This is a genomic window from Bacteroides cellulosilyticus, assembly GCF_020091405.1.
Lineage (GTDB): Bacteria > Bacteroidota > Bacteroidia > Bacteroidales > Bacteroidaceae > Bacteroides.
Map to the genome: position 1 here is coordinate 5,720,261 of NZ_CP081903.1, position 23,075 is coordinate 5,743,335.

Annotated in this window: 19 protein-coding genes and 3 tRNA genes; 4 read left to right on the forward strand and 18 right to left on the reverse strand. The window is 41.0% G+C overall.

Annotation, left to right across the window (positions count from 1 at the left end; translation table 11 throughout):
* Positions 1-138 precede the first annotated feature (138 nt).
* The 4 genes from K6V21_RS21950 to K6V21_RS21965 form a co-directional block, all read right to left on the reverse strand.
* Positions 139-1,803 (reverse strand): putative transporter, encoded by a 1,665-nt coding sequence (locus K6V21_RS21950; protein WP_217713621.1) that lies wholly within the window; start codon positions 1,801-1,803, stop codon positions 139-141.
* Positions 1,804-1,919: 116 nt separating this feature from the next.
* Positions 1,920-1,992, reverse strand: a tRNA-Lys gene (locus K6V21_RS21955).
* Positions 1,993-2,009: 17 nt separating this feature from the next.
* Positions 2,010-2,081: transfer RNA gene (locus tag K6V21_RS21960), tRNA-Glu, on the reverse strand.
* Positions 2,082-2,090: 9 nt separating this feature from the next.
* Positions 2,091-2,177, reverse strand: a tRNA-Ser gene (locus tag K6V21_RS21965).
* Positions 2,178-2,449: 272 nt separating this feature from the next.
* Here K6V21_RS21965 and K6V21_RS21970 point away from each other — a divergent pair.
* The 4 genes from K6V21_RS21970 (at position 2,450) to K6V21_RS21985 (ending at position 5,779) form a co-directional block, all read left to right on the forward strand.
* On the forward strand, positions 2,450-3,790 hold the full coding sequence (locus K6V21_RS21970; RefSeq protein ID WP_224319862.1) for an MATE family efflux transporter: 1,341 nt from the start codon (positions 2,450-2,452) through the stop codon (positions 3,788-3,790).
* A 93-nt stretch (positions 3,791-3,883) separates the two neighbouring features.
* Positions 3,884-4,468, forward strand: coding sequence for a Crp/Fnr family transcriptional regulator (locus K6V21_RS21975; protein ID WP_217713619.1), 585 nt, complete (start codon positions 3,884-3,886; stop codon positions 4,466-4,468).
* A 243-nt stretch (positions 4,469-4,711) separates the two neighbouring features.
* A complete protein-coding gene (locus K6V21_RS21980) occupies positions 4,712-5,344 on the forward strand; it encodes a YiiX/YebB-like N1pC/P60 family cysteine hydrolase (protein ID WP_224319863.1) in 633 nt (210 codons plus the stop codon).
* 30 nt (positions 5,345-5,374) lie between these two features.
* Complete coding sequence (locus K6V21_RS21985; RefSeq protein WP_217713617.1) at positions 5,375-5,779, forward strand: DUF4878 domain-containing protein; 405 nt, start codon at positions 5,375-5,377, stop codon at positions 5,777-5,779.
* Between the two features lie 14 nt (positions 5,780-5,793).
* On the opposite strand, the gene K6V21_RS21990 is transcribed toward K6V21_RS21985, so the two are convergent.
* The 14 genes from K6V21_RS21990 to K6V21_RS22055 all read right to left on the reverse strand — a co-directional run bounded on the left by K6V21_RS21990 (position 5,794) and on the right by K6V21_RS22055 (position 22,686).
* On the reverse strand, positions 5,794-6,555 hold the full coding sequence (locus tag K6V21_RS21990; protein WP_224319864.1) for a creatininase family protein: 762 nt from the start codon (positions 6,553-6,555) through the stop codon (positions 5,794-5,796).
* Between the two features lie 62 nt (positions 6,556-6,617).
* Positions 6,618-7,490: a helix-turn-helix domain-containing protein gene (locus K6V21_RS21995; protein WP_007213525.1), complete on the reverse strand. Its 873-nt coding sequence runs from the start codon at positions 7,488-7,490 to the stop codon at positions 6,618-6,620.
* Positions 7,491-7,676: 186 nt separating this feature from the next.
* A complete protein-coding gene (locus K6V21_RS22000; RefSeq protein WP_224319865.1) occupies positions 7,677-9,998 on the reverse strand; it encodes a TonB-dependent receptor in 2,322 nt (773 codons plus the stop codon).
* 77 nt (positions 9,999-10,075) lie between these two features.
* Positions 10,076-10,405 (reverse strand): hypothetical protein, encoded by a 330-nt coding sequence (locus K6V21_RS22005; RefSeq protein ID WP_022210170.1) that lies wholly within the window; start codon positions 10,403-10,405, stop codon positions 10,076-10,078.
* 55 nt (positions 10,406-10,460) lie between these two features.
* Entirely contained in the window at positions 10,461-12,206 is a 1,746-nt protein-coding gene (locus tag K6V21_RS22010) for a bifunctional metallophosphatase/5'-nucleotidase (protein WP_224319866.1), read from the reverse strand.
* A gap of 9 nt (positions 12,207-12,215) precedes the next feature.
* On the reverse strand, positions 12,216-14,150 hold the full coding sequence (locus tag K6V21_RS22015; protein WP_224319867.1) for a sensor histidine kinase: 1,935 nt from the start codon (positions 14,148-14,150) through the stop codon (positions 12,216-12,218).
* Between the two features lie 204 nt (positions 14,151-14,354).
* Positions 14,355-15,311 (reverse strand): MraY family glycosyltransferase, encoded by a 957-nt coding sequence (locus tag K6V21_RS22020; RefSeq protein WP_224319868.1) that lies wholly within the window; start codon positions 15,309-15,311, stop codon positions 14,355-14,357.
* Between the two features lie 21 nt (positions 15,312-15,332).
* Positions 15,333-16,307, reverse strand: coding sequence for an NAD-dependent epimerase/dehydratase family protein (locus K6V21_RS22025; protein WP_224319869.1), 975 nt, complete (start codon positions 16,305-16,307; stop codon positions 15,333-15,335).
* 55 nt (positions 16,308-16,362) lie between these two features.
* Complete coding sequence (locus K6V21_RS22030; RefSeq protein ID WP_224319870.1) at positions 16,363-17,679, reverse strand: UDP-glucose dehydrogenase family protein; 1,317 nt, start codon at positions 17,677-17,679, stop codon at positions 16,363-16,365.
* Positions 17,680-17,697: 18 nt separating this feature from the next.
* The gene (locus K6V21_RS22035; protein ID WP_224319871.1) at positions 17,698-18,750 is read right to left on the reverse strand and encodes an NAD-dependent epimerase; all 1,053 of its coding nucleotides are present in this window, start codon (positions 18,748-18,750) and stop codon (positions 17,698-17,700) included.
* Positions 18,747-19,871 (reverse strand): glycosyltransferase family 4 protein, encoded by a 1,125-nt coding sequence (locus K6V21_RS22040; protein ID WP_224319872.1) that lies wholly within the window; start codon positions 19,869-19,871, stop codon positions 18,747-18,749. Before K6V21_RS22040 ends, K6V21_RS22035 begins: the two co-directional genes overlap by 4 nt.
* Before the next feature lie 3 nt (positions 19,872-19,874).
* A complete protein-coding gene (locus tag K6V21_RS22045; RefSeq protein WP_224319873.1) occupies positions 19,875-20,783 on the reverse strand; it encodes an ATP-grasp fold amidoligase family protein in 909 nt (302 codons plus the stop codon).
* Between the two features lie 10 nt (positions 20,784-20,793).
* The gene (locus tag K6V21_RS22050) at positions 20,794-21,897 is read right to left on the reverse strand and encodes a glycosyltransferase (protein ID WP_224319874.1); all 1,104 of its coding nucleotides are present in this window, start codon (positions 21,895-21,897) and stop codon (positions 20,794-20,796) included.
* A gap of 39 nt (positions 21,898-21,936) precedes the next feature.
* Positions 21,937-22,686 carry a glycosyltransferase family 32 protein gene (locus K6V21_RS22055; RefSeq protein WP_224319875.1) on the reverse strand — a complete coding sequence of 250 codons (750 nt, stop codon included), beginning with the start codon at positions 22,684-22,686 and terminating at the stop codon, positions 21,937-21,939.
* Positions 22,687-23,075: the final 389 nt, after the last annotated feature.

Genomic DNA, 23,075 nt, shown 5'->3' on the forward strand with positions numbered 1-23,075 from the left:
ATTACAATTTACAAATTACATATGGGCTTGTGTCTTCATTCCAAACCTCAACTCTACGTTTCTAATCCTCAACTTTGCATTCCCAAACCTCAACTCTACGTTCCTAATCCTCAACTCTACATTCCCAACTCTTCACTATCAACTTAAAAAGAACATCAACAGCACTTGGGCGATAATCACACGCAGAAACATGCACAAGGGATAAACCGTAGCATAAGAAACTGAAGGATTATCACCGGGAATGGTATCATTCACATAATTCAATGCCATCGGATTCGCCATACTACCGCACAGCATCCCTGCCACCGAACCGAAATCTATCTTCATCCAACGGAAAGCAATGATTCCCATTATCAGTACAGGAAGCACAGTCAGCGCACAGCCGATAGCTATCCACAACAAACCTTCCGGACGGAACACCGTATCGAAGAAATGGGCACCCGCATCCAATCCCAGACAAGCCAGATAGAGCGACAAGCCCAAGGCACGAAGCATCAGATTGGCACTGCGGGTTGTGTAGGTCACCATGTGCATTCTGGGGCCGAAAGTACCGATAAGAATGCCTACTATAATCGGGCCTCCTGCAAGTCCCAACTTCACGGGAGTGCTGACACCGGGGATAGCGATAGGTATTGCTCCCAATGCAAGGCCGAGGACAATGCCCACGAATACAGCAACCAGATTAGGTTCTTTCAGGCTCTTGACAGCATTGCCCAATACTTTTTCCACATTTTGTACGGCAGCCGCCTCACCTATTACCGTCAGTCGGTCGCCCAACTGCAAAGTCAGTTCCGCCGTAGCCAGCAACTGCACGCCACTGCGATATACGCGACTGATATTGATGCCGTAATGATTGCGCAGATGCAGCGAACCCAGTTTCTTTCCGTTCAGTTCGGGACGTGTCACCACGATACGTTGCGAAACCAACTGGCTGTCAATGGCATTCCAGTCGATATCCTCCTTGTTCCAGTCCGTATTTTCCTGTTCGCCGAACAGCACCGTCAGTGCAGGCGCACTCTTTTCGGAAGTGATGACCAGCAGACGGTCACCTTCTTTAATCACCTTCTCGGAAGTGGGGATACTCACATTCCCGTCCCGCCACAAACGGGATATCACGAATTTAGGATAGCTCAATTGCGCTATATCCTTTATGCTCATATTAAAGATTGCCGGATTGTGCACCTGGAATGCAACGATATATGGTTTGTTCACATCGTCTTTCTCTTTGACTTCCAAATCTTCCTTACGCACCAGCATTTTGCGTATCAGCAGGATACCGAGAATCACTCCCACTACGCCCAACGGATATGCCACCGCACATCCCAAAGCCGGAGTATTCGCCTCAATGCCCATCTGTTTCAAGGTTTGCTGTGCGGCACCCAGCGCAGGGGTATTGGTCGTGGCACCACAGAGGATACCCACCATGTCCGGCAGGGAAACTCCCAGTCCATAGCTGCCCAACACCGTCATCACCGTACCGATCAGCACCACGCCCACTGCCAGCATATTCAGTTGCACACCACCCGTCCTGAACGAACTGAAAAAGCCCGGACCGACCTGCAATCCCAGTGCATACACGAATATCACTAAACCGAAACTCTCAGCATAGTTCAGCATCTGCGGGTCAATGGACAGCCCGAAATGTCCGGCAATGATACCTGCAAAAAACACGAAGGTCACTCCCAACGATATACCGCAGATATGTATCTTTCCCAGCCCCAAACCAATAGCGGAGATCAACGAGAGTACCACAACCGCCTGCAGAGCGGAATGTTCAACGAATAAACTGTATAACCAATCCAATGTGTTTACGCTTTTAATTGATTTCGGAGTGCAAAGATAGGAAGTATTCCCAGAGAATGAGAATTAATTGCATAAAAAAAGCGGTCATCATTATTTGATAACCGCCTTATACCTTGTACACCCTCAGGGACTCGAACCCTGGACCCATTGATTAAGAGTCAATTGCTCTACCAGCTGAGCTAAGAGTGCATTATGCTTTTTTACCGTAGTGGATACGAGAATCGAACTCGTATTACATGCGTGAGAGGCATGTGTCCTAACCGTTAGACGAATCCACCGGCTGTTTGCGGAAGCGGGGGGATTCGAACCCCCGGTACAGTTACCCGTACGTCAGTTTAGCAAACTGGTGGTTTCAGCCACTCACCCACACTTCCTTAAACCTGCATTGTTTCTCAAATGCGGTGCAAATGTATGGGAAACTTTTGGACTATGCAAATCTTTCCATCATATTTTTTTCTGACTTTTTTCACAAAAAGATGTAATCTGTTAAAAGTCAAAAGCAAAGGGAGAAAAAAAAGATTTAAGAAAAGCATCAGGGATTAAGTTTGAATCCCTTTTTCTTTATTTGACTCACATCAATCTCTCTTTTCACCTCTTTGCGTATCTTTGCGCGATTTTTCATCACCGTGTCTCAAACACATACGAAATGGTACATCAGGAAAGCTTGAAAAAGCGGCTTGCAAAGCTTGCTGCCCCCATCTTTATAGAAACCCTGCTCATCATGATGCTGGGCGCCGTGGATACTATTATGCTGAGTCGCCACTCCGACAGCAGTGTGGCTGCCGTCGGAGTAGTCAACCAAATTATTATGCTTACCTTTCTTGTGTTCGAGGTCATTAATCTCGGTACATCCGTTCTTTGCTCCCAATATCTTGGCGCCCGCCTGCAAAAGAAAGTGGTACAAGTGGTCGGTGTTTCAATCCTTGTGAACATAGTGGTAGGCGTATCCGTCAGCCTGCTCCTTTTCTTTGGTGCCGGGCCTATCCTGCGCCTAATGGGACTGACTTCCGAACTGATGACTGACGGCATGGACTATATGCGTATTGTAGGCGCTTTCGCCTTCTTCCAAGCCATCTCACTAACACTTTCCGCCTCCCTGCGCAGTGCCAATAAAGCCATTTACCCGATGCTGGTAACCGTTGTTGTCAACATTCTCAATATTATAGGTAACTATTCCCTCATCTTCGGGCAGTTCGGTTTTCCCGAACTGGGTGTGGAAGGTGCTGCCATTTCCACCGCTTTCAGCCGTGGCGTGTCTATGGTTCTCCTGTTCATCATCCTGTTCCGCAAGCATATCCACCGCTTCCCCATTGCCTATTTCCGTCCGTTCCCGTGGATAGAACTGAAAAATCTGATGAAGGTGGGACTCCCTTCTGCCGGCGAACAACTTTCTTACAGTTCTTCGCAAGTAGTGATTACCTTCTTCATCAATATGCTGGGCGTCGAAGCTCTTGCCACACGCACCTATTGTGTCAATATCATCATGTTTGCCTATCTGTTCAGCATCTCCATGGCGCAGGGTGGTGCCATTTGCATCGGGCATCTCATCGGAGAAAAGAAACCTCATGCCGCTTTCCTCATGGGTAAATATGTTATGAAGAAATCCGTCATGATCACCGTTATACTCTCCACCATCCTTGCTATATTCGGAAACACGATCTTCCATTGGCTTACTACCAATGAAGAAATCATCCGGCTCGGAACCACCATCCTCATCATCGACGTCATTCTCGAAATCGGACGTCCCATCAATATCTTTGCAACCAACGCCTTGCGTGCTGCCGGAGATGTTACCTATCCTTTCTATGTCGGCCTGGTAGTTCAGTGGAGCGTTGCCGTCGGCTTGGGCTACATCATCGGTATCCCTCTGGAGTGGGGCATCTGCGGTATGTGGGTCGCCTTCTTGCTGGACGAGAACATCCGTGGAGCCATCTTCGTAAAACGCTGGTACAGTATGAAGTGGACGACAAAAGGGTTTGTTAAGTGATTACTAACCGCTAATCACTTAATAAGATTTGATATAAATCAAATCTTTTATACCTTTGTCCCCGGAAACAGTTACAGAAACCAGCGAACAATTATGGATACACTATTAAAAGAGACAGTTAATGCCACTGTGAATTCCCGTTATCCGGGCATGGCACCTGAAGGTAGAAAACTGATAGAAGATATTCTGATCCGCAAAGAGCTGGAAAAGGGTGAACTCTTATTCAAGGAGGGACAAGTCTGCCACCACATGGTATTTGTTGGAAAAGGCATGATGCGCCAATTCTATTACAAAAACGGTAAGGACGTCACCGAACACTTTTCCTACGAGGGTTGTGTCATCATCTGCATCGAAAGCACCCTGAAACAAGAACCGACCCGCCTGATGGCAGAGGCCCTGGAGCCTTGTACAGTCTACCTTCTCCCCTACGACAAATTCATGAGATTGACTGAAATCTCCTGGGAAATCAATATGTTCTATCGCAAGATACTGGAATATTCACTCATAGTATCCCAGGTGAAAGCTGACTCCTGGCGGTTCGAAACAGCACGCGAGCGCTACAATATGCTGATGCACACCCACCCGGAAGTCATCAAACGGGCACCATTATCACATATCGCATCTTATTTGCTGATGACGCCCGAAACTCTCAGCCGTGTTCGCGCAGGGATATTGTAAGAAATACGATAAGAATATTCAGTTTTTGATTTATATCAAATCATTTTTCCCTGAAACTCTCTACCTTTGCGCCATCAGAAAAGAAATAGAATTAGTTTTTATAGGTAAAAGAGATTAGTTTTTAGGGTATAAATTAAAAAAGAGGTAACAACTGAGTAAGGTTGTTGCCTCTTTTTTCGTTTACACTACAAAAATCATTTAAAAAACATGTAATGATGCAAATTAATTTATATATTTGTACGGATGGAAATGAAGACACACGTATCACTGCTGAAAACAATATTGTTTCTTACCCTTGTACTGGTCGGATGCCAGGGAAGTTCAGATAAAGAGACACCTCCGGTAGAGCTACCACAAGAACTATTCCGGGATGGAGATATCGCTTTCAGAAGAGGAACAGGGATTACCAGTAGAGTGGTGTTGGCTGCAGACCGGGAAGGTGCTTATTCGCATACCGGCATCCTGAAAAAGAAAGCCGGACAATGGTATGTGATACATGCCGTGCCTGGTGAACCGGATTTTAAGGACGACCCTGACCGTGTAAAAATGGAAACCGTAGAAGTATTCTTTGAGAAAAGAAAAGCTGTTAACGGAGCTATCATGCGTGTATCAGGGGATTCGGTAGCCAGATACCGGGCAGCAACTCACGCGGAACAGCTTTATGCGAGCCATGTGTTATTCGATCATGATTATGATTTGGCAGACACCACCAAGATGTATTGCACGGAGTTGATAGACTTTGTATACAGAAAAGAGGGAATAGATTTACCTGAAGGGCGTGTCAGCCACGTAAATATTCCCGGATTCAGAGGAGATTATCTCCTGCCCAACGATATTGCGCAGAGCAAGCGTCTCTGTTTGATATACTATTTTTAAATACATATTAATCACTTTAAAAAAAAGCGTATGAAAAAGGTATTTTATTTTAGTCTGATGGTTATGACTATGTTTTTAATGACAGCTTGCTCTTCAAGTGGCCCGGGAGATGCTATGAAAAAGTATGGTAATTATCTCATCAAAGGTGACTATGAAAAGTTTGTAGACGGACTTGCATTCGATGAGAGCGTAGGTGCGGAGAAAATGAAAGAGCAAAAGGACGGGCTTGTGTCCATGCTGAAAGAGAAAGTTTCCAAAGAATATGAAAAAAAGGACGGACTGAAAAGTATAGAGATCATATCAGAAGAAATATCGGAAGATGGAAACAGCGCAACAGTAAAGATTAAGCAAACCTACGGAAACGGAGAAACGCAGGATGGTACGCAATCAATGGTAAAAAGAGATGGCAAATGGCTAATGTCAGTAGATAAGTAAGCTTTTCACTTTGCTTAGTAGAGCTCACCTTGCCCAACTTCCGTAAAGAGTTGGGCGAGCTTTTCTATTACTGGTTTTACATAATGTGCTCCTTTTTCTGCTGAAGCTTTCCTGGGATTCCCTACCCCACTATCTATCGTAGCTTTATCCCAATGACGAGGTGCCCAGCCCACCTTCTCATTCAGCGAAGGAATGGCAAACGGCTTGGATTCTCCATCGCCTGCTTCATCCATATTCACTAATTCCGGATGGTAATGCATCATCACAGAAGTTTCCGATTCACCGGCATGATCGTCTATTTCAGCTTCAAAGTAGCCTTTAGGAGAAACAATACTGAACCAGTCAGTGGCTATAATCAGGAAATCCGGATAGACAAAAGCAAGGTCACGTATCATGCCTTTGAAGTTATTGCCTCCATGCCCGCTGATAATAATCAATTTACGCATCCCCTGAGCATACAGGGAAGCTACAATATCTTCCAGAATGGCCTGCTGGGTAGAGTAGCGGGTGTGTATGCAGAAAGGAAGTTCACGCTGTCCGGGATTATGAGCACCAAAAGGTACGGGAGGCATCACCATACAGCGCACACCTGAATGCTCCAGTGCCAAAGTAGCGGCATCTACGGCTATATCATGGGGCAGAATACAATCAGTAAGATACGGAAGATGCAGATTATGGGGTTCCGTAGCGCCCCAGGGAAGTATAACAACATCATACTCCACATCCTTTACTTTTCCATAGCAGGATACAGTAAGATCAATTTCTCTTTTTTCCATGCTTTCTTATTTTTGAGGGTATTTAATACCTGCAAAAATAAAGAATATTCCGATACTGTGCACTATTGCTTACGATATTCTTTCGGAGACATACCTGTGTGATGCTTGAAGTATTTGCCAAAGAAAGACTGATTGGCAAAATGAAGCTCGTCTGAGATCTCCTGAATACTCATTTCAGAAGATTTCAACAGAGCTTTGGCTTCCAGAATAACGAGACTGTCAATCCATTCACCGGCTGTCTTTCCGCTCACCTCCTTTACAGCCGTAGAAAGATGCTTGGCTGTGAGGAACATCTTGTCGGCATAGTAAGCCACACTTCGTTCCACTTTGTATGATTCGGAAATCGAACGGATAAAACGTTCAAAGAGATCTTCTTTCCGGGTTTTCGTCTTTCTGACCGCAGGTTCATTGCCCTGATAGATACTGTATATCTCATAGAACAAAGAAAGAATCAGTCCTTGTGTAATCTCTTTACGGAAAGGATTGTCTTTCAGTTTTACTTTCTTCTGAAGGAAAGAATAATATTCCTGAATGGCATCCATCTCTTCCGGTTTAAGGTGTACACAGGGCTGTTCCTTAATCATGAAAAACAAAGGAAACAACTGCTGTACCGTAGGAAGCACATCATCAATGAACTGTCCGGACACTACAATGAAAACTCCGGTAAAATCATCCGAGCGCTCCACTTGCTGCAATATCTGCTCGGGCAGTGTGACCACCAGGACACCTGCGGTTAGCTCATGCTCTTTCAGATTGATGCGTATCCGGCAATGCCCTTTCAGGCAAAGTGTCAGGCAAGACGCATTCAGACGCGTAGGGTAACCAAACAAGGGAATATCTCCTATATTGTCGAATATGGCAAAATCATTCCCGATAAAATCCATTGCCGGAAAACGGCGAATAGTTGCTATGTCTACGTTCTTTATATTTTTCATCTCCCTTTCTTAATTACGTGGCAAACATAAGCAATATTTCGCTGAAAACCGTCCGAAATCTCCTAAAAAAAAGAAAAAAGGAACATTTGTATAAGAAAGGGCCTCTGAAATTATGCTCTTACAACAAATTCATAAGCCCTTGCAATAATTTCGGAAGCCCCCGCAATATTAAATTTAGACCTTAATCTAATTCATAATCTTAAAACCGATAAAGAACGTTCGCGGCTGTGTAGGTCCGTAGAAGTAACCGGAGTCACGGAACTCCCCTTTATCCAGGTCTTTTTGGAAACTATTAAAGATATTTTGTACACCGGCATTGAGTTGCAACTTGATATGGTCACGCAAGACAAAAGTGTAATTCAACTTCAGATTGAGATCGAAGAAATCGGGAGTGTTCTCCATACGGTCTTTCTCGATATTGCAGAAAGCTCCTTCAGGAGCATCTACCGGTGCATAGTGAGGAACGATCATCTTACCGGTGTAGATACCGGACAAAGAGAAATCAAAGTTCTTCAACGGCGCAGAAGAGAAAGTAAAATAACCGTAGTAATCCGGTGTACGCATCATACGTTTGGTGGTCAACTCTTCATCATCTACTTCGGTCCAAACTTCAGCTTTCGTATAGCGGCTACGCTGTGCCGTGAAACCTAACTGGAACTGCGCCTCTTTGCCATGAGCCAGCTTTGCATCCAGATTGACACCGTATACATGTGCGCCACTACCATTGCGACGTTCTTTTATCTTGTCACCGTTCTCATCTTTACCGATATCTTCCAACACGAATACATGGCGCAGATCTGTGTAGAAACCTTCCAACAGAACGTTTGCCTGCCAGTGTCCGAGGTATGTACTCCAATCTATAGAACCGCTGTAACTATTAGAGCGCTCTTCACGCAGATTGTCAGCCAGCTTAATCTGAACGCCCTCACCGCCTACAGCGGTCACGTGCAAGTCTTCATCATAAGCCTGTGGTGCACGGAAACCGGTAGAATACGTCAGACGAGCCTGAAAATCTTCAGTCGGCTTATAGAGGAAATTGACGCGCGGACTGAAAATTAGTTTGTCTATCAGATTATGCTTGTCGAGGCGGGCACCTACCAGCATGGTAAGTTGACTCATCTTCCATTCATTCTGGACAAAAGCACTGGCAATGCGTACATCCTGCTTCATATCACGGTGATAACCGGTCATGACATCATGCAGGGAGTTATTCTGATATTCCAATCCACCGGTAAAAGTAGCCGGAGCAAAGAAACAGTTATTCATATTACCAACATACATACCACCGGCAACCCAAGTCAGATCATCAGTTTTACCATAAGCATTCAAGTCTTGCTGAGCCCCATAGTAACTGTTTCTGTCTGTATGCTGCACAGAGCCGTAAAGAGATATTTTATGCTTATATTCACGCCAGAACAGGTCGTAGCTGGCACCTCCACTATTGATGATGTGCTTGGTCTGTTCTGTGATGTCGGACTCATGGGGCTGCAAATCAAACTTATTGCCACCGCGTCGGAACTCGTTGGTTGTATGATATTCCAAATTGATGCGACTGAAGTGTGTAGGACGATAGTAGGCACGGAAACCAAAGGTATTCATGTTCAGCTTACCAAGTTCGGAGAAGCCGTCATCGTCACGGTCATAGGGGTTACGGTTGCGATAGCTTTCATACAAGGCAATACCATAGGAATTATCTTTAGCAACCAGGGAGACGTTACCGCCCATATATTGTTCCCACGACTGTCCGTCCATGCACGAAAACATACTGGAAACTTGGAAGGAATTACTGATAGGATCTTTGGTGATAATGTTGATAGTACCTCCCACTGCATTCGCTCCGAACAGGGCAGACCCACCACCACGTACAACTTCTACCCGCTCTATCATATTTACAGGAATTTGCTCCAGTCCATACACGCCGCTAAGGGCACTAATGATCGGACGACTATTAATCAGAATCTGAGAATACGGACCTTCCAGACCATTGATACGCACCTGGGGAAAACCGCAATTCTGACAATTGTTCTCTACACGCAAGCCGGACTGGTAATTCAGAGTCTTTGCCAAGTCGGTGGAGTTCACCATCTCAAAAAGTTTGGCACTCATCACATTCACCACAACCGGGGCATTCTTCCGGCTCACTTCATTGCGATTGGCAGATACAACCACTTCATCAGTCATGAAGCTTTCCTCCGCCATCGGGAAGTGCACAACTGCGGTAAAATCCTTACTGACAGTTACTTCTTTTTCCTGCGTCTTATAACCTACAACTGATACCCGAAGCGTATATTTTCCGGCAGGAAGCTTGCGAAATTCGAACTGGCCTTCTTCATTTGAGACTGTTCCCTGGCCGTTTTCTTTAATCAATATAGTTGCATAAGGTATATTTTCTTCTGTTCCTTTCACAATCACGTGACCGGAAATCATGTTGCCTTCCTTTATAGGATTTACAGCATAGAGGCTGATGCAAACCACCGTAAGCACCAGCGCAAGTATATGTTTTTTCATTAATTTGCGCTCAAAAAATGTATGTATTGATAAAATTAAAAGAGGAAAGAGAAATGATAATTTAAATGAATTCCCATTTATGCCGCGAGCGCCGGCGGAGCACGAAGAGAAATTGTCTGCTCTCCCCCTCCTTTTACCAAAGGCGACACCTGTTCAGCTTCCAGCACTGCCAGAAGTATTCGCATGGGGTGCAGATCTTCATATACATCAACCTCCGGGGCCTGGAAAGTTGACAAACGACCAATAACGAGAAGTTCGGATTTGGAGTGTGTATGTTTACCGTGAAACGGATGGGAGTGCGTAATGATCACTCCATTGACATAGTGAACATGAGTAAAAGCTGTAATACTTGTCTGATATGCCACAAACAGCACCAACAAGCATACAGCTCCTATAATTCTTTTCATCTCTTTGTTCACGTTCCTACCACCCTTTTAAAATTTGCGACTGCAAAGATAGCGATTATTTCTCCACTTTTCCAAACAAGTATTCATAATCCCTTTTGGCGGCAGGCTCTACCCATTCTTCGGGAATAAATTTCCACTGCCCTAATGCATGTGGCTCAATCACTCCCTTTTTCTCTATATACTGCATCAAGTAATAACGCAGATCTTTATCTGTAGAGAACAAGATACGCCCTTTCAATTCATCTTGAGGAATCCCGGCTCCCTTAGTCAACAATTCTCCACCACCATTACCACGGTATGAATTCAGTGCTACTTTATACATCTTGTCCATAGAAAAAGGGGTACCATCAGCCATACTGATAATAGTAACCTTCTCCCCTTTCGGCTTTGTTACATCTACCGTATATATGATGCCGGCTGCCGAATCGAAGTTAAAACTAAAGTTCTGGAAAGAAGCACGATCCGTTGCACCTTCACGACGTTGCTTGCGGAACAATAACAGATGGTCATCAGGAGATTTCATCTGATTCGTCCATATATCATATGACATTTCCAGAGCATCCTTCACTTCCTTACCGGACAGTTTCATGGTATAGAGCATATTCTCATACTTATATAAGTTGAACATATCGCTCACAAACACATCTCCCTTACTAATTTCCGTATCATACGACAGGGGCGCAGCAAGCGATATATCAGCATTGGTTATTTCAAGCTGCAACAAATGAATCAGGTCAATAAAGGCAGAAGAGCCGAAATAGGCAGGACGCGTGGAAATGGTCTCTGTGAAACTGCCTATTTTCTTGGATACAAACCCCTGAACCGTATTGAGCTGGGGAGCAAAATGCTTCATGAAATCCTCACTTGCAGCATAATCTTTCATATCTGTCAAAGCGCCGTCAATATGCTTCTCTATGACTTTTCCTTTTCGAAGTTTCAAAGTAACATCTGCGTTTGCCACAACAATTCCCTTGCTTGCGGGATCCATAATCAAGACAGAATCTCCAGCTATATTTTTAATCTTCTTCAATTCACGGGCATGATCGTGTCCCATCAGGACGATATCGAATCCGGGAACGTTACGAGCTACTTCTACAGAAGCATTTTCACGATACTTACCGCCCATCAGCAATGCATCCTGTCCGGCATGGAAAATACCGATCACCAGATCAGGCTTCTCTTTTTCCCGGATAATCTTCATCCATTTGCGAGCCGTTTCTTCCATATCATCAAAGCGCAGTCCTTTCCATAAGTTCTCCGACAACCATACAGGAATAGCAGGAGTAATCATACCCAACACTACGATCTTCACGCCATCTCGCTCCAAAACTTCATAAGGTTTGAAATGAGTCTTTCCCGTAGCCGTATCAATAATATTAGCACCTAAAATGGGAAACTTGCAGTCTCCTGCCCAACGGTCGAACACGGCACGCCCGGTCTCCACATCATGATTACCCATATTGCCGGTATCATACTGCATATAGTTCAACACTTCAGCTGCCAGATGCGGAGAAATAGTGTCAATATAATTGTAATAATAGGCACAAGGCTGGCCTTGCAGAATATCCCCGTTATCTAATAGAAGCAGATTATCTTTATAGACTTCACGCTCTTTCTGCACAAAAGCATGTATGCGCGCCAAACTTCCTCCAGCCTCATGGCGGAGTATGAAATCATAAGGATAATAGTTCCCATGTATATCACTGGTCTCTATTATTTTCAGCTTTACGATCTTATCCTGGGCTGATACAGCTACTATCAGGAGGAATATCCACCCTAAAAAAAAGGAAACTCTTTTCATAGTTATTAGTTATTTCTTTGGTTGTTCGATGTCTAATGGATGTGTAAATACAAATCTTGCCCCATCCGTATATCCCGGATCCACCCAGATCTTTCCTCCCCACTTCTCTACGGTCAACTTACAGATGGAAAGTCCCAATCCTGTGCCCTGTACGTACTCGTTCAGTTTTTCAAATCGCTCAAATACAAGCTTCTGTTTTTCCAAAGGAATACCTGTACCCGTATCCGAGACAGAAAACAGGACTTCTCTCTGCTTCTCATCCACTTTCAGTCCCAAAGTAATCTTACCGTTCCGGGTAAACTTATCGGCATTGGAAAGCAGATTTATGATAACCTGTTGCAGGCGCTGAGTGTCAGTGCGCATATCCATGCTTTCACGGTCGCACTCAAAGATAAACTCATTTTCCGACTTGCGAGCCTGACTGACAGAAGCCAAAACGCGTTGGCACAACGGCACTACATCACATTCCTCAAATGTAAACGTAACCCGGTCCGCCTCCAGACGGGAAACATCCAGAATATCATTTATCAGGCGAAGCAGCAAATCAGAATTGGTTTTAATGATATCAACATACCCCTGCTGTTCATCTTCCGAACTTCCCCCGGAAGCCAACACATCCGAGAATCCCACAATTGCATTCAGCGGAGTACGGATTTCATGACTCATATTTGCGAGGAAGGCACTTTTCAGACGGCTGGACTCTTCTGCACGGTCTTTCGCATCTCTCAAAGCACTCTCCGACTCTTGCAGTTCATCTTTCAGCTTTTTGGTATGGTAATAGAAGTACAATGAAACAAACAACCCCGCAGATAACACGACTAAAATGGTTGCAACAGTCCAGATATGATATTTATATTGTTCATAGAACGATGGATTCTCATTCACCATTTCTATCGGCTGATGAATAAAAGACAGATCCAGACGCTTTTCCTTCACAATCTTACTATCCATCATCACTTTATTAGGGATGACTTCTACTTCTATACGATCACTGTCAGCTCCTTGCAGCAGACGGACTGCCTGATACGCCATATCCTTGCCTAATGGCCGATAAGAGGGTGTCACTCCACCTATAGCCCAATAACCAATACCGACAGAGCTAATGGAAAATGTAGGCACATCACCCGCAGCTTCCATCATGGTATAAGTTGCATTACGCATAAAATATCCGTCGTACATATCCACACGCCAGGTACCCATCAACAAAGCTGTATTCGGGGGCAATTCATGAAGTTTATCACTGATGGTATAAATCGTATTGGTACGTCCATCCAGTAGAATCAGATTTAACTCCGGATGTTTCTTCATCTCCTCTACTACATGGGCTTGCAAGGAAACGCCTCCATAGCTGTTATCAGAAACAAAAGCTATATTTTTAGTATTCGGATATAAGTGTTTTATCAGATTGATATTGGCTTCCACATCATATTCGTAAACAAAACCGGCTTTGACTGAAGAATCAGTAAAGTCATTAAAGAAATCCACTGCACCAGGCATCCATGTTTTCAGATTTACAGAATCATCCGGAAGAATAATGGCATTGCGGCTTGCCAATGAAGTCAATACCGGAAACCTTCCGCGTATAGAGTCTTCTTGCGATAGATAGGCAGCCCAAGCCTCCTGACCAATTAAAACAAGTAATACAGGCGCACGCTTTCCCTCATACTTATCCAGTATCTCCGTCATTTTCGATTTCCACTGTGGCGACTCGGAGAAGCTTTTGCAGTTCATGTTTTCCAAAGCTATCGGAGCTTTTCCACCCAGACGCTCAAACTCTTCCATGAAATCGTATATATTTCCGGAAGTCTGACGAGCATCCGGATTATACGAACTGATAATCAGTACCGGGTGTTCCCCAGTCACTGCAAAAACTGATGAAAGCCCCAAAATGGATACCAGTAAGAAAAGAAAAAAACTATATATTATTTTCCTAAATAAGCCCATTCAGTGAATATAGAATTGTTTTGGCAAATATACAATAAAGTTATAAGGATAGAAATAAAGTTGTAGAATTTTAAACTATAAAAAAAGAAACAGGCGGTAAGAGATAGTTCATCAAACTACCGCCTTACCGCCCGTTATTATTTAAAAAAAGAATGTTTTTATCAGATATTCATCGCATTGCTTCCTAAAGCCGAAGACTCATTTTTATTTTCTCTTTTGAATATGCAAATGAAAATACCTTCTCATAAACAACACATAAATGCCACTCAATAATACAATTATCCCCAACAAATACCAATAACCATATCCCACGAAACAGAAATAACCCAATATGACCAAAGCCTGTGCCGCCATATAAATTAATGATACCCCCACATGAGGTATTTTCAACTCGTTTGCCATCAATTGATACATGTGTTTCCGGTGGGGCAAACCGATGTTCTCATGAAGCATCAGGCGATGAATAATAGTCAGGACACTATCGACACCATAAACGGATAACAGGATTATCCAACTGAAATCTTCTGTTTTAATTATAAGTCTCCCTATCAGAAAAAGGAGAATAAAAGCGATACTCACAGAACCGACATCACCCGCAAAACACTTCGCCTTCTTACGGAAATTGAAGAAACAAAAGACCAGGACTGAACAAAGAACGGTATTAATCAAAGCCGGTTCAACAAACGTAGTGATCTCAGAATTGATATAAGCTAATGCACCAAGGATAACCAATGAATAACCACCTGTGATGCCATTGATGCCATCCATAAAGTTATAAGCATTAATGATACCCGTACAGATAATCAAAGCTATGATAATCCACCACCAGGAAAGTGAGAATAAGCCCCATTGGTAAAACATTAGAGCCATAGCAGTAAAGTGAAACACCAACCTCAGACCTTGGGAAGTAGAACGGATATCATCTACAAAACTGATAAAAGTGATCAGAGTCAATGCCAACATAAACCATGGATACTCCCAATGATTACTCAGGAAATAGGCTAAAGCTCCAAAATAGAAGATTATACCGCCACCACGCAAAGTTATCCGTGAATGAGAACTACGTTCATTGGGCTTATCAATGATATTAAACTTATCAGCCACTCTAAAATAAAAAAGTTCTGCTACAAAGAGCAGAACTAATATAATGATATAATACACGATTTACAATTTATAAATAGGTTAGAAACTCCGTATTGTTTTCATTATTCCATCCGCCGCACGGACAGGCATCCGGTCAATGCCAAGAGCAGATTTTATCTTCTCATTACTTACCACGTAATTCTCAGTCAGTTTTCTCAGCCGTTCTGTATTCAAAGGCAGATGAAGCAGCGTACCCAGTCCTGCGCAACCTTCCATCATTTTCCTGTTCATTTTCCAGATGTGAGGCTCCTTACCCATAGCTTCACACATAAGGGCTATCAGTTCATTCGTAGACAAGGCTTCATCATCACCCATGTGATAAATACCGCTCGCTACGTCTTTTGTCAACAAACCTTCCACTACATAGCAAAGATTATCTATAGAAGTAAAAGAACGCTTGTTCTCAAAATCACCTAAAGGCCAGGGGATACCTTTCTTTACCACATTATAAAGCAAGTTCAAATTACCTTTATTACCAGGACCGTGGATCATACAAGGACGAAGTATATACACCTGTTTATCGCGCTGCATAGCAACTTTCAATTCCCCATGCTCACTTCTCAACTTACTAAGAATATATTCTTCAGCTGCAATCTTACTTTCTCCATAAGGACCAACCGGAGTAGGTATCACATCTTCTGTCAGCATATCCCCCACTACACTGTCTGCAGCAGCTTTCACAGAACTGAAAAAGATAAATTTCTTCGCAGAAGATTCTAAAAAGAAATCAAATATCTTCTGCGTCAGCCCTGTATTGATATCAAAATATACCTGAGAAGCAGACTGATTCTTTGTATCATGCGCTTTGCCTGCCAAATGGATGATAGCATCAAACTTGGGTAAAAACTGCATCGGAAAAGAAGTTGTTTCAATATCTTTCCAAGCAAAAGTCTTTACCACTCCCTCCTTTTCAGGGGCGACAATATCAAGGCCATAAAGGGAATGATGTCCTTTTAAGGCAACAACAAGATTGGAGCCCACAAAGCCGTGAACTCCGGTAATAAGTATATTCATGGAGATAAAATAATATTCAGATATTAACGCAACTTAAAATGCTTTCATTTGCAGTTCAGAGTTTTCCAATACATCTATACTCAACCCCTATTTCCTGTAACTCATTCTTATCATAAATATTACGACCATCAATCACTAATGGTTGCTTCATTGTTTTTTTCAACACTCCCCAACTTGGCATCCTGAACTCTTTCCATTCGGTCACCACCAGCAAAGCATCAGCATCCAATACAGCATCGTACATATCCGTAGCATAAATAACCTTATCACCTACTCTACGTTTGCATTCCTTCATGGCAATAGGGTCATACACTTTCACTGTCACACTGGATTCTACTAATTTATCTATCAGTACCAAAGCCGGAGCCTCACGCATATCGTCCGTTTCCGGCTTGAATGCCAATCCCCACATAGCCACCTGCTTACCTTTTATATCACCATTGAAATGCTTCAACAACTTTTCGAAAAGAATACTCTTTTGTTTTTCATTTACCTCTTCCACTGCTTCAAGCACCCGCATCGGATAACCATTCTTTTCCGCTGTTTTTATTAACGCTTTTACATCTTTCGGAAAACAGGATCCACCGTAACCACAACCTGGATAAAGGAACTTGCTTCCAATACGACTATCTGCACCAATGCCCTTGCGTACCATATTTACATCTGCACCTACCAGTTCACACAAGTTCGCAATATCATTCATGAAGCTGATACGAGTAGCCAACATCGAATTGGCTGCATACTTTATCATTTCAGCACTCGGAATATCTGTAAATATCAAACGATAATTATTCATCATGAAAGGTTTATAAAGACGCTCCATAATGTCCTTTGCTTTTTCAGATTCAACACCGACCACTACACGATCCGGTTTCATAAAATCATCCACTGCATCCCCCTCCTTCAGGAATTCAGGATTGGACGCCACATCAAACTCAATCTCCTCATGTCGCTTATCAAGTTCTTCCTGAATAGCAGCTTTTACTTTCTGTGCAGTGCCTACAGGAACTGTACTCTTAGTAACTACCAGTACATACTTTTTCATGTTACGCCCAATGGTACGGGCTACTTCAAGCACATACCTCAAGTCTGCACTTCCATCTTCATCGGGAGGCGTCCCTACAGCGCTAAACACCACCTCCACATCATCCAGACAATCTGATAAACAGGTCGTAAAGTTCAATCGCCCTGCATTATAGTTGCGATGTACCATATCCTCCAATCCCGGTTCATAAATGGGGATAATTCCTTTCTTCAAATTCTCAATTTTACTTTCTTGTACATCTACACAAGTAACATCTATCCCCATTTCCGAGAAACAAGTTCCAGTTACCAAACCGACATAACCAGTTCCGACAATTGCTATTTTCATAATTTCTTGATTTACTCTTTATAATTGATAAAAAGAACGATACCACTCTATTGTATCTTTCACTCCTTCTCCAATAGATTTATTAGGTTTAAATCCCAATTCATTCTGCAATGCTGTAGTATCTGCATTTGTCTGATAAACATCACCGGGTTGCATCGGAAGAAATACCTTCTCTGCCGGATGCCCAATCGCTTCTTCTATGGCCTGTATAAAATCCATCAACTTCACAGGATGCGAATTACCAATGTTATAAATCTTGTAAGGTGCAGTGGAGGTACTGGGATCCGGTGTTTCCGCTTGCCAGTCAAAATCAGGAGATGGAGTATGATCTATCACTCGCAAAACACCCTCTACAATATCGTCAATATAGGTAAAGTCACGAAGCATATCACCGTTATTGAATACCTTTATAGGACGATGGTGTAACATGGCATCTGCAAACAAGAAAGGAGACATGTCAGGGCGTCCCCAAGGACCATATACCGTAAAAAAACGGAGTCCTGTTGAAGGAATGCCATAGAGATGACTGTATGTGTGAGCCATCAATTCATTAGACTTCTTCGTAGCAGCATATAAACTCACCGGATGAGCTATACTATCCCTTTCTGAAAAGGGAACTTTACCATTCAAACCATATACACTACTGGAACTGGCATATATCAAATGTTTTACTTTGTAATGACGACATCCTTCTAAAATATTTAGAAATCCATCCACATTACTTTCTACGTAAGCATAAGGATTTTCAATAGAATATCTTACTCCCGCCTGAGCTGCAAGATTCACTACCTTATCAAAATGCTCATTGGCAAACAGCATCCGCATAGCTTGTTTGTCCTCAAGATTCATACGAACAAAACGGAAAGAAGAATATTCTGAACTTCCTACAAACTTATACCAGTCTATATCATCCTTAGAGATACCCAGTGTACCCAAACGACCATATTTCAGGTTCACGTCATAGTAGTCATTCAAATTATCCAGCCCAAGAACCTCATCACCACGACCCAATAGATGCCTACACACATAAGAGCCTATAAAACCGGCTGCACCGGTAACTAAAATTTTCATGCTTTACTCAACTGACTATATATTTCAAGATGTCTATGTATTACATTCTCTATTGAAAAATCTTTTTCAGCCAAAATACGCGAGTTGCGCCCCATATTTTGTCTCAAATTCTCATCTTCAAAAAGAAGGTTCAATTTCTCCGCTAAAGTATCACTGTCTTTTACAGGAATTAGATAACCATTATAGCCATCCACCACTGTTTCTTTACATCCAATGGAATTCGTAGTCACTATAGGACGACCAACAGCAGCAGCTTCAATTAATGACTTTGGAAGACCCTCTTTATAATAGGAAGGGAATGCTACTATATGGCAAGATTTCAATAACTCCAACACATCCGTACGATATCCTAGCCACTGAATATATCCACCATCACATACAGATTTAAGTTCCTCCTCTTTTATTGCTTTTGGGTTATCATCCAATCCACCACAAAGCAGAAACTCTACTTTATCTCTATATTTTTCTTTAAGTTTCAACGCAGCATCTACTAACACAAATACCCCTTTTTCTACAATCATACGGGCAGTAAGCAAAACTTTGATTTTTTGACTTTCCAGTTCAGGAGTATAACAATATTGGTTCAAATCTACTCCTGACCCTTTTATCATGAAAGCCTGTTCTTCTTTTATAATCCTGTTTTTTAAGAATAAACCTTTATCTTCTTCATTCTGAAAAATTACTGCAAGATTTTTACGATGGTGAGAAAAGTGAAGTACCCTAGGGAGAAGTTTTGAAACTAATGATGTATTTTCCTCTGAGAAAAAGATTCCCAATCCACTAACAGCATTAACTACTCCATGTACTTTTGCCAGTTTTGCAGCTAAAGTCCCCCAAAGTATAGTCTTTAAGCCTACATGATGAACAATATCCGGTTTTTCACGTCGATAGAGACGATACAAAAACCAACATGTATACAACTCCTCTATAATGTTTTGCCCGGAACGGTTCATAGGCAAATCAATCACCTTCAATCCCAAAGCTTCGATAGTCGATTTTTTACCGGTATCTTTCGTCACAACAGTAACTTCATAACCTTTTTTTTGAGCACTTAAAGCAATGTCTTTACGATGAGAGAGAAAAAACCAATCGACATTGACAACAATAAAAAGTTTAGCCATTACTTAGAAAGGTAAAAAAGAAGAAATATCAAACTGTTTTCCTAATATAAAATCAAATTCATCTGGATTAAATTGTACATAGCCACTCCAAGGATAAAAAGTTAATTCTCCAAAATACACCTTATTTCGAATATAATACAAATCAACGCGCACAAAAGGGAAATCTGCAGATAATACTTCTGCTACCATTAACATATCATCCAAGCCTTTAGGCTTCTGTCCAGAATCAAAAAATGAAGGACAATCACTAGAAACATTCAAACAGCACCATTTAGTATCATAAAAATTACGTTTATGACCAATGTATCGATCTATATCATATACAATACAATAAGGTTTCCCGTTAAAACAAAATATTTTATAATCAGATATTCCAGCATCAGGATTATCTTCATTTACAAGTAATTCCTCAATTATATATTGAGATTTTGTAATCCCAGTATATGCCCATTCGCGTCCTGCATTTATATCCTTCTTATTTTTCCAAGCAACTAGATGGCTTTTCACAGACTCTATATCCAGGTCTGATTTATTCTTACATATAAAAACATTTTCCCCTCCACCACCATCTGTCGTTTTGATAACAAAACTATCTGGTAACACTTTCCAATCTATATCTTTACAATCTTCATACACTCCATATAAAGTATTTAATATGGAAGTTAATCCCTTAGTAGCTACATATTCTCTAACTCGGTATTTATCAACGCATTGAAACAGAATTGGGTTACGATAATACATTTTATATAACTGCAACTTCTCCGTATAGCGTTGAGGACTATTTAAATCAAGTTTGCGTCCCATTTTTATACGATACTGCCATTTCAGCATAATAGTATCTGGAACAAAAGCTAAAAATTTCAGAATTAGGAAACGCAGTTTTTGGCTTTGGATAATTCTTTTATAATTCATTGCATAAACATTATAAAAAATTCTCTAAATAAAAATTTTGCAACCAAGAAGCTGTTTCTTTTACATCATACCCCGATTGAGAAGCTACATTCTCTTTGCCTCTCTCATATTCAAGTAAATATTCCACTTCAGAAACCCATTTTTCAACATCTAGAGGTAATTGATGAAATAATGAAGATATATTTGCTTCTACCGGAATATTATTAGAGACAATTGTAAGCATCCCCGATGTTTGTGCTTCAACCGCAACAATTCCCAACCCCTCAAATATGGAAGGAAATAAAAGACAATCAGCAGCCATCATAAATTGATTAACATTCTCCCTCACCCCTAAAAGCTCAACACTATCAATTATTCCTAATTTCATAATTTTATGTTCTACTTCTTTCTTCAACGGTCCTTCTCCAATCAACCAAAGTTTGGAATTTGGATATTTTTGATGAAATCGAACAAAAAAATTCAATAAGAATATATGATTTTTCTGTTTTACAAATCGCCCTACATGAAGAAATACAAACTCTTTCTCAATATTAAATGTATTGCGAATTTCTATTCGAATCTTTTCATCAAATAAATATTTTGTAGAATAAATCGCATTTCTAACCAAATAAAAATTTGGAGATGATGTGTTTTTTTTACCAAACAGCCATTTCCCAGCCATTATAGAGCATGCAAAATTGTGAGTGGAATATCGTCGTAACAACAATTTTGTATATATTCGAAAAGGAGTCTTTATGCTCAAAGAAGGATTTGCAATGTGACTATGAGCAATTCTGACAGGAATTCCAGCTTCCTTAGCCGCTCTAAGTACATACATACTAAAAGTATTTATATGAGAATGAACTATTTTATATTCTGGATGAGAAGCAAAAAAACAGTTCAAAGAATCTATATATTTACTATGATGAAAAGGATGCAAAGAAGGAACAGAATAAATCCTTCCCCCCATTTTAAGAATTTCATTATCATAGAAACCTTCAGAATTCCGATGAACTAAAAAATCAAACTGTACTTTACTTCGATCCATTTGCCTATAAAATGTCATAAGTAAAGTTTCTATGCCTGCTGCATCCATCTTAGTAACAACATGCAAAACACGGATCAAATTTGTCATTATATATATATCTTATTGCTCAATGTTTGTAATAATACACTAATACAACCTATGCCTTATATATTCTATAAACTTTCTAAACCATGTTTTTTTTCTCCATGTGCCTGTACAACAATGAATAGCATAAGATTTAGAAGTTACTAATTTAGGATGAGGAGCAAACACCTCTGATGCATAAAGTTTAATATCAAGTAACTTTTGTTCTCTATTAATATATTTAAAACCAAAATTTCTTGCATAAAAAGCCATAATATCTGGAAGTATTATTTTATTATTAAAAAGTCCATCAGCAAGAATAAAATTCTTACCTATATAATAATCCAAACAACTCTTTATATAACTATTTCCCTTTTCTGCACCTATCACGGCGGCTTGCACTTGAAGCCCTAAACCTATTTGTATTGAATCATATAATAAGTTTCCTTCGTCATCAAAAAAACCATTTTGCAAAGCAATAGGATATATTTTAGGATTAAATTCTATAGCAGAAAATGCAGGATCGCTTAAAAAAATATCAAAACTTTTAAGCACCCGCACATCAGAATCTAAATAAATACCACCTTCTGTGTATAAGGCATGTAAACGAATATAATCTGCTGCAAAAGCCCATTTTTTACATTCATATGCCTCTTTGACAAAAGGAACAGAAGTTACATCAAAATTAGTTGTATCCCATTTTTTTATTGTATAATCAGGCAGTTTCTCCTTCCATGATTCAATACATTTCTTTATCAAATCGGGATATGGTTCATTACTTAGCCAACAAAAGTGAATCACTTTAGGTATCATAATAAGTATATTTTACTTTTAATTTCTAATATAAAATTTATCTGTAAATACTCATCGTATAGCTCTATAAGGCCTTTTACCAGCATCACAGTCTACTTTGAGTTACATTTTATTAACAATTAAGTTATTTTACAATATTCATCGTCAAAAGCTTCATATAATCCATTGTCTCTGAAACGAAATCTCTTAAAATCTTCGTAATATATTTAACTGGACGCAACCTATTTATCTATGATTGAATAAATCAAAGAAGTGTTTTAGCTGTCTATTTCGAGCCACAGAATAAATAATTTTTCTGACCTAAACAAATCAATTTTATCAGAGTCTTACCGATAAATTTATTGAAGACCTTGACCAATTCTATAATTTTATCATAAAATTGGAAACTA

Coding starts and splice junctions, on each gene's coding strand:
- K6V21_RS22040 (WP_224319872.1), bottom strand. CDS start 19,871: ATGGCTAAACTTTTTATTGTTGTCAATGTCGATTGGTTTTTTCTCTCT.
- K6V21_RS22010 (WP_224319866.1), bottom strand. CDS start 12,206: ATGAAAAGAGTTTCCTTTTTTTTAGGGTGGATATTCCTCCTGATAGTA.
- K6V21_RS21985 (WP_217713617.1), top strand. CDS start 5,375: ATGAAAAAGGTATTTTATTTTAGTCTGATGGTTATGACTATGTTTTTA.
- K6V21_RS21980 (WP_224319863.1), top strand. CDS start 4,712: ATGGAAATGAAGACACACGTATCACTGCTGAAAACAATATTGTTTCTT.
- K6V21_RS22030 (WP_224319870.1), bottom strand. CDS start 17,679: ATGAAAATAGCAATTGTCGGAACTGGTTATGTCGGTTTGGTAACTGGA.
- K6V21_RS22015 (WP_224319867.1), bottom strand. CDS start 14,150: ATGGGCTTATTTAGGAAAATAATATATAGTTTTTTTCTTTTCTTACTG.
- K6V21_RS22055 (WP_224319875.1), bottom strand. CDS start 22,686: ATGATACCTAAAGTGATTCACTTTTGTTGGCTAAGTAATGAACCATAT.
- K6V21_RS22005 (WP_022210170.1), bottom strand. CDS start 10,405: ATGAAAAGAATTATAGGAGCTGTATGCTTGTTGGTGCTGTTTGTGGCA.
- K6V21_RS22025 (WP_224319869.1), bottom strand. CDS start 16,307: ATGAATATACTTATTACCGGAGTTCACGGCTTTGTGGGCTCCAATCTT.
- K6V21_RS22035 (WP_224319871.1), bottom strand. CDS start 18,750: ATGAAAATTTTAGTTACCGGTGCAGCCGGTTTTATAGGCTCTTATGTG.
- K6V21_RS22000 (WP_224319865.1), bottom strand. CDS start 9,998: ATGAAAAAACATATACTTGCGCTGGTGCTTACGGTGGTTTGCATCAGC.
- K6V21_RS21990 (WP_224319864.1), bottom strand. CDS start 6,555: ATGGAAAAAAGAGAAATTGATCTTACTGTATCCTGCTATGGAAAAGTA.
- K6V21_RS21975 (WP_217713619.1), top strand. CDS start 3,884: ATGGATACACTATTAAAAGAGACAGTTAATGCCACTGTGAATTCCCGT.
- K6V21_RS21970 (WP_224319862.1), top strand. CDS start 2,450: ATGGTACATCAGGAAAGCTTGAAAAAGCGGCTTGCAAAGCTTGCTGCC.
- K6V21_RS22045 (WP_224319873.1), bottom strand. CDS start 20,783: ATGAATTATAAAAGAATTATCCAAAGCCAAAAACTGCGTTTCCTAATT.
- K6V21_RS21995 (WP_007213525.1), bottom strand. CDS start 7,490: ATGAAAAATATAAAGAACGTAGACATAGCAACTATTCGCCGTTTTCCG.
- K6V21_RS22050 (WP_224319874.1), bottom strand. CDS start 21,897: ATGACAAATTTGATCCGTGTTTTGCATGTTGTTACTAAGATGGATGCA.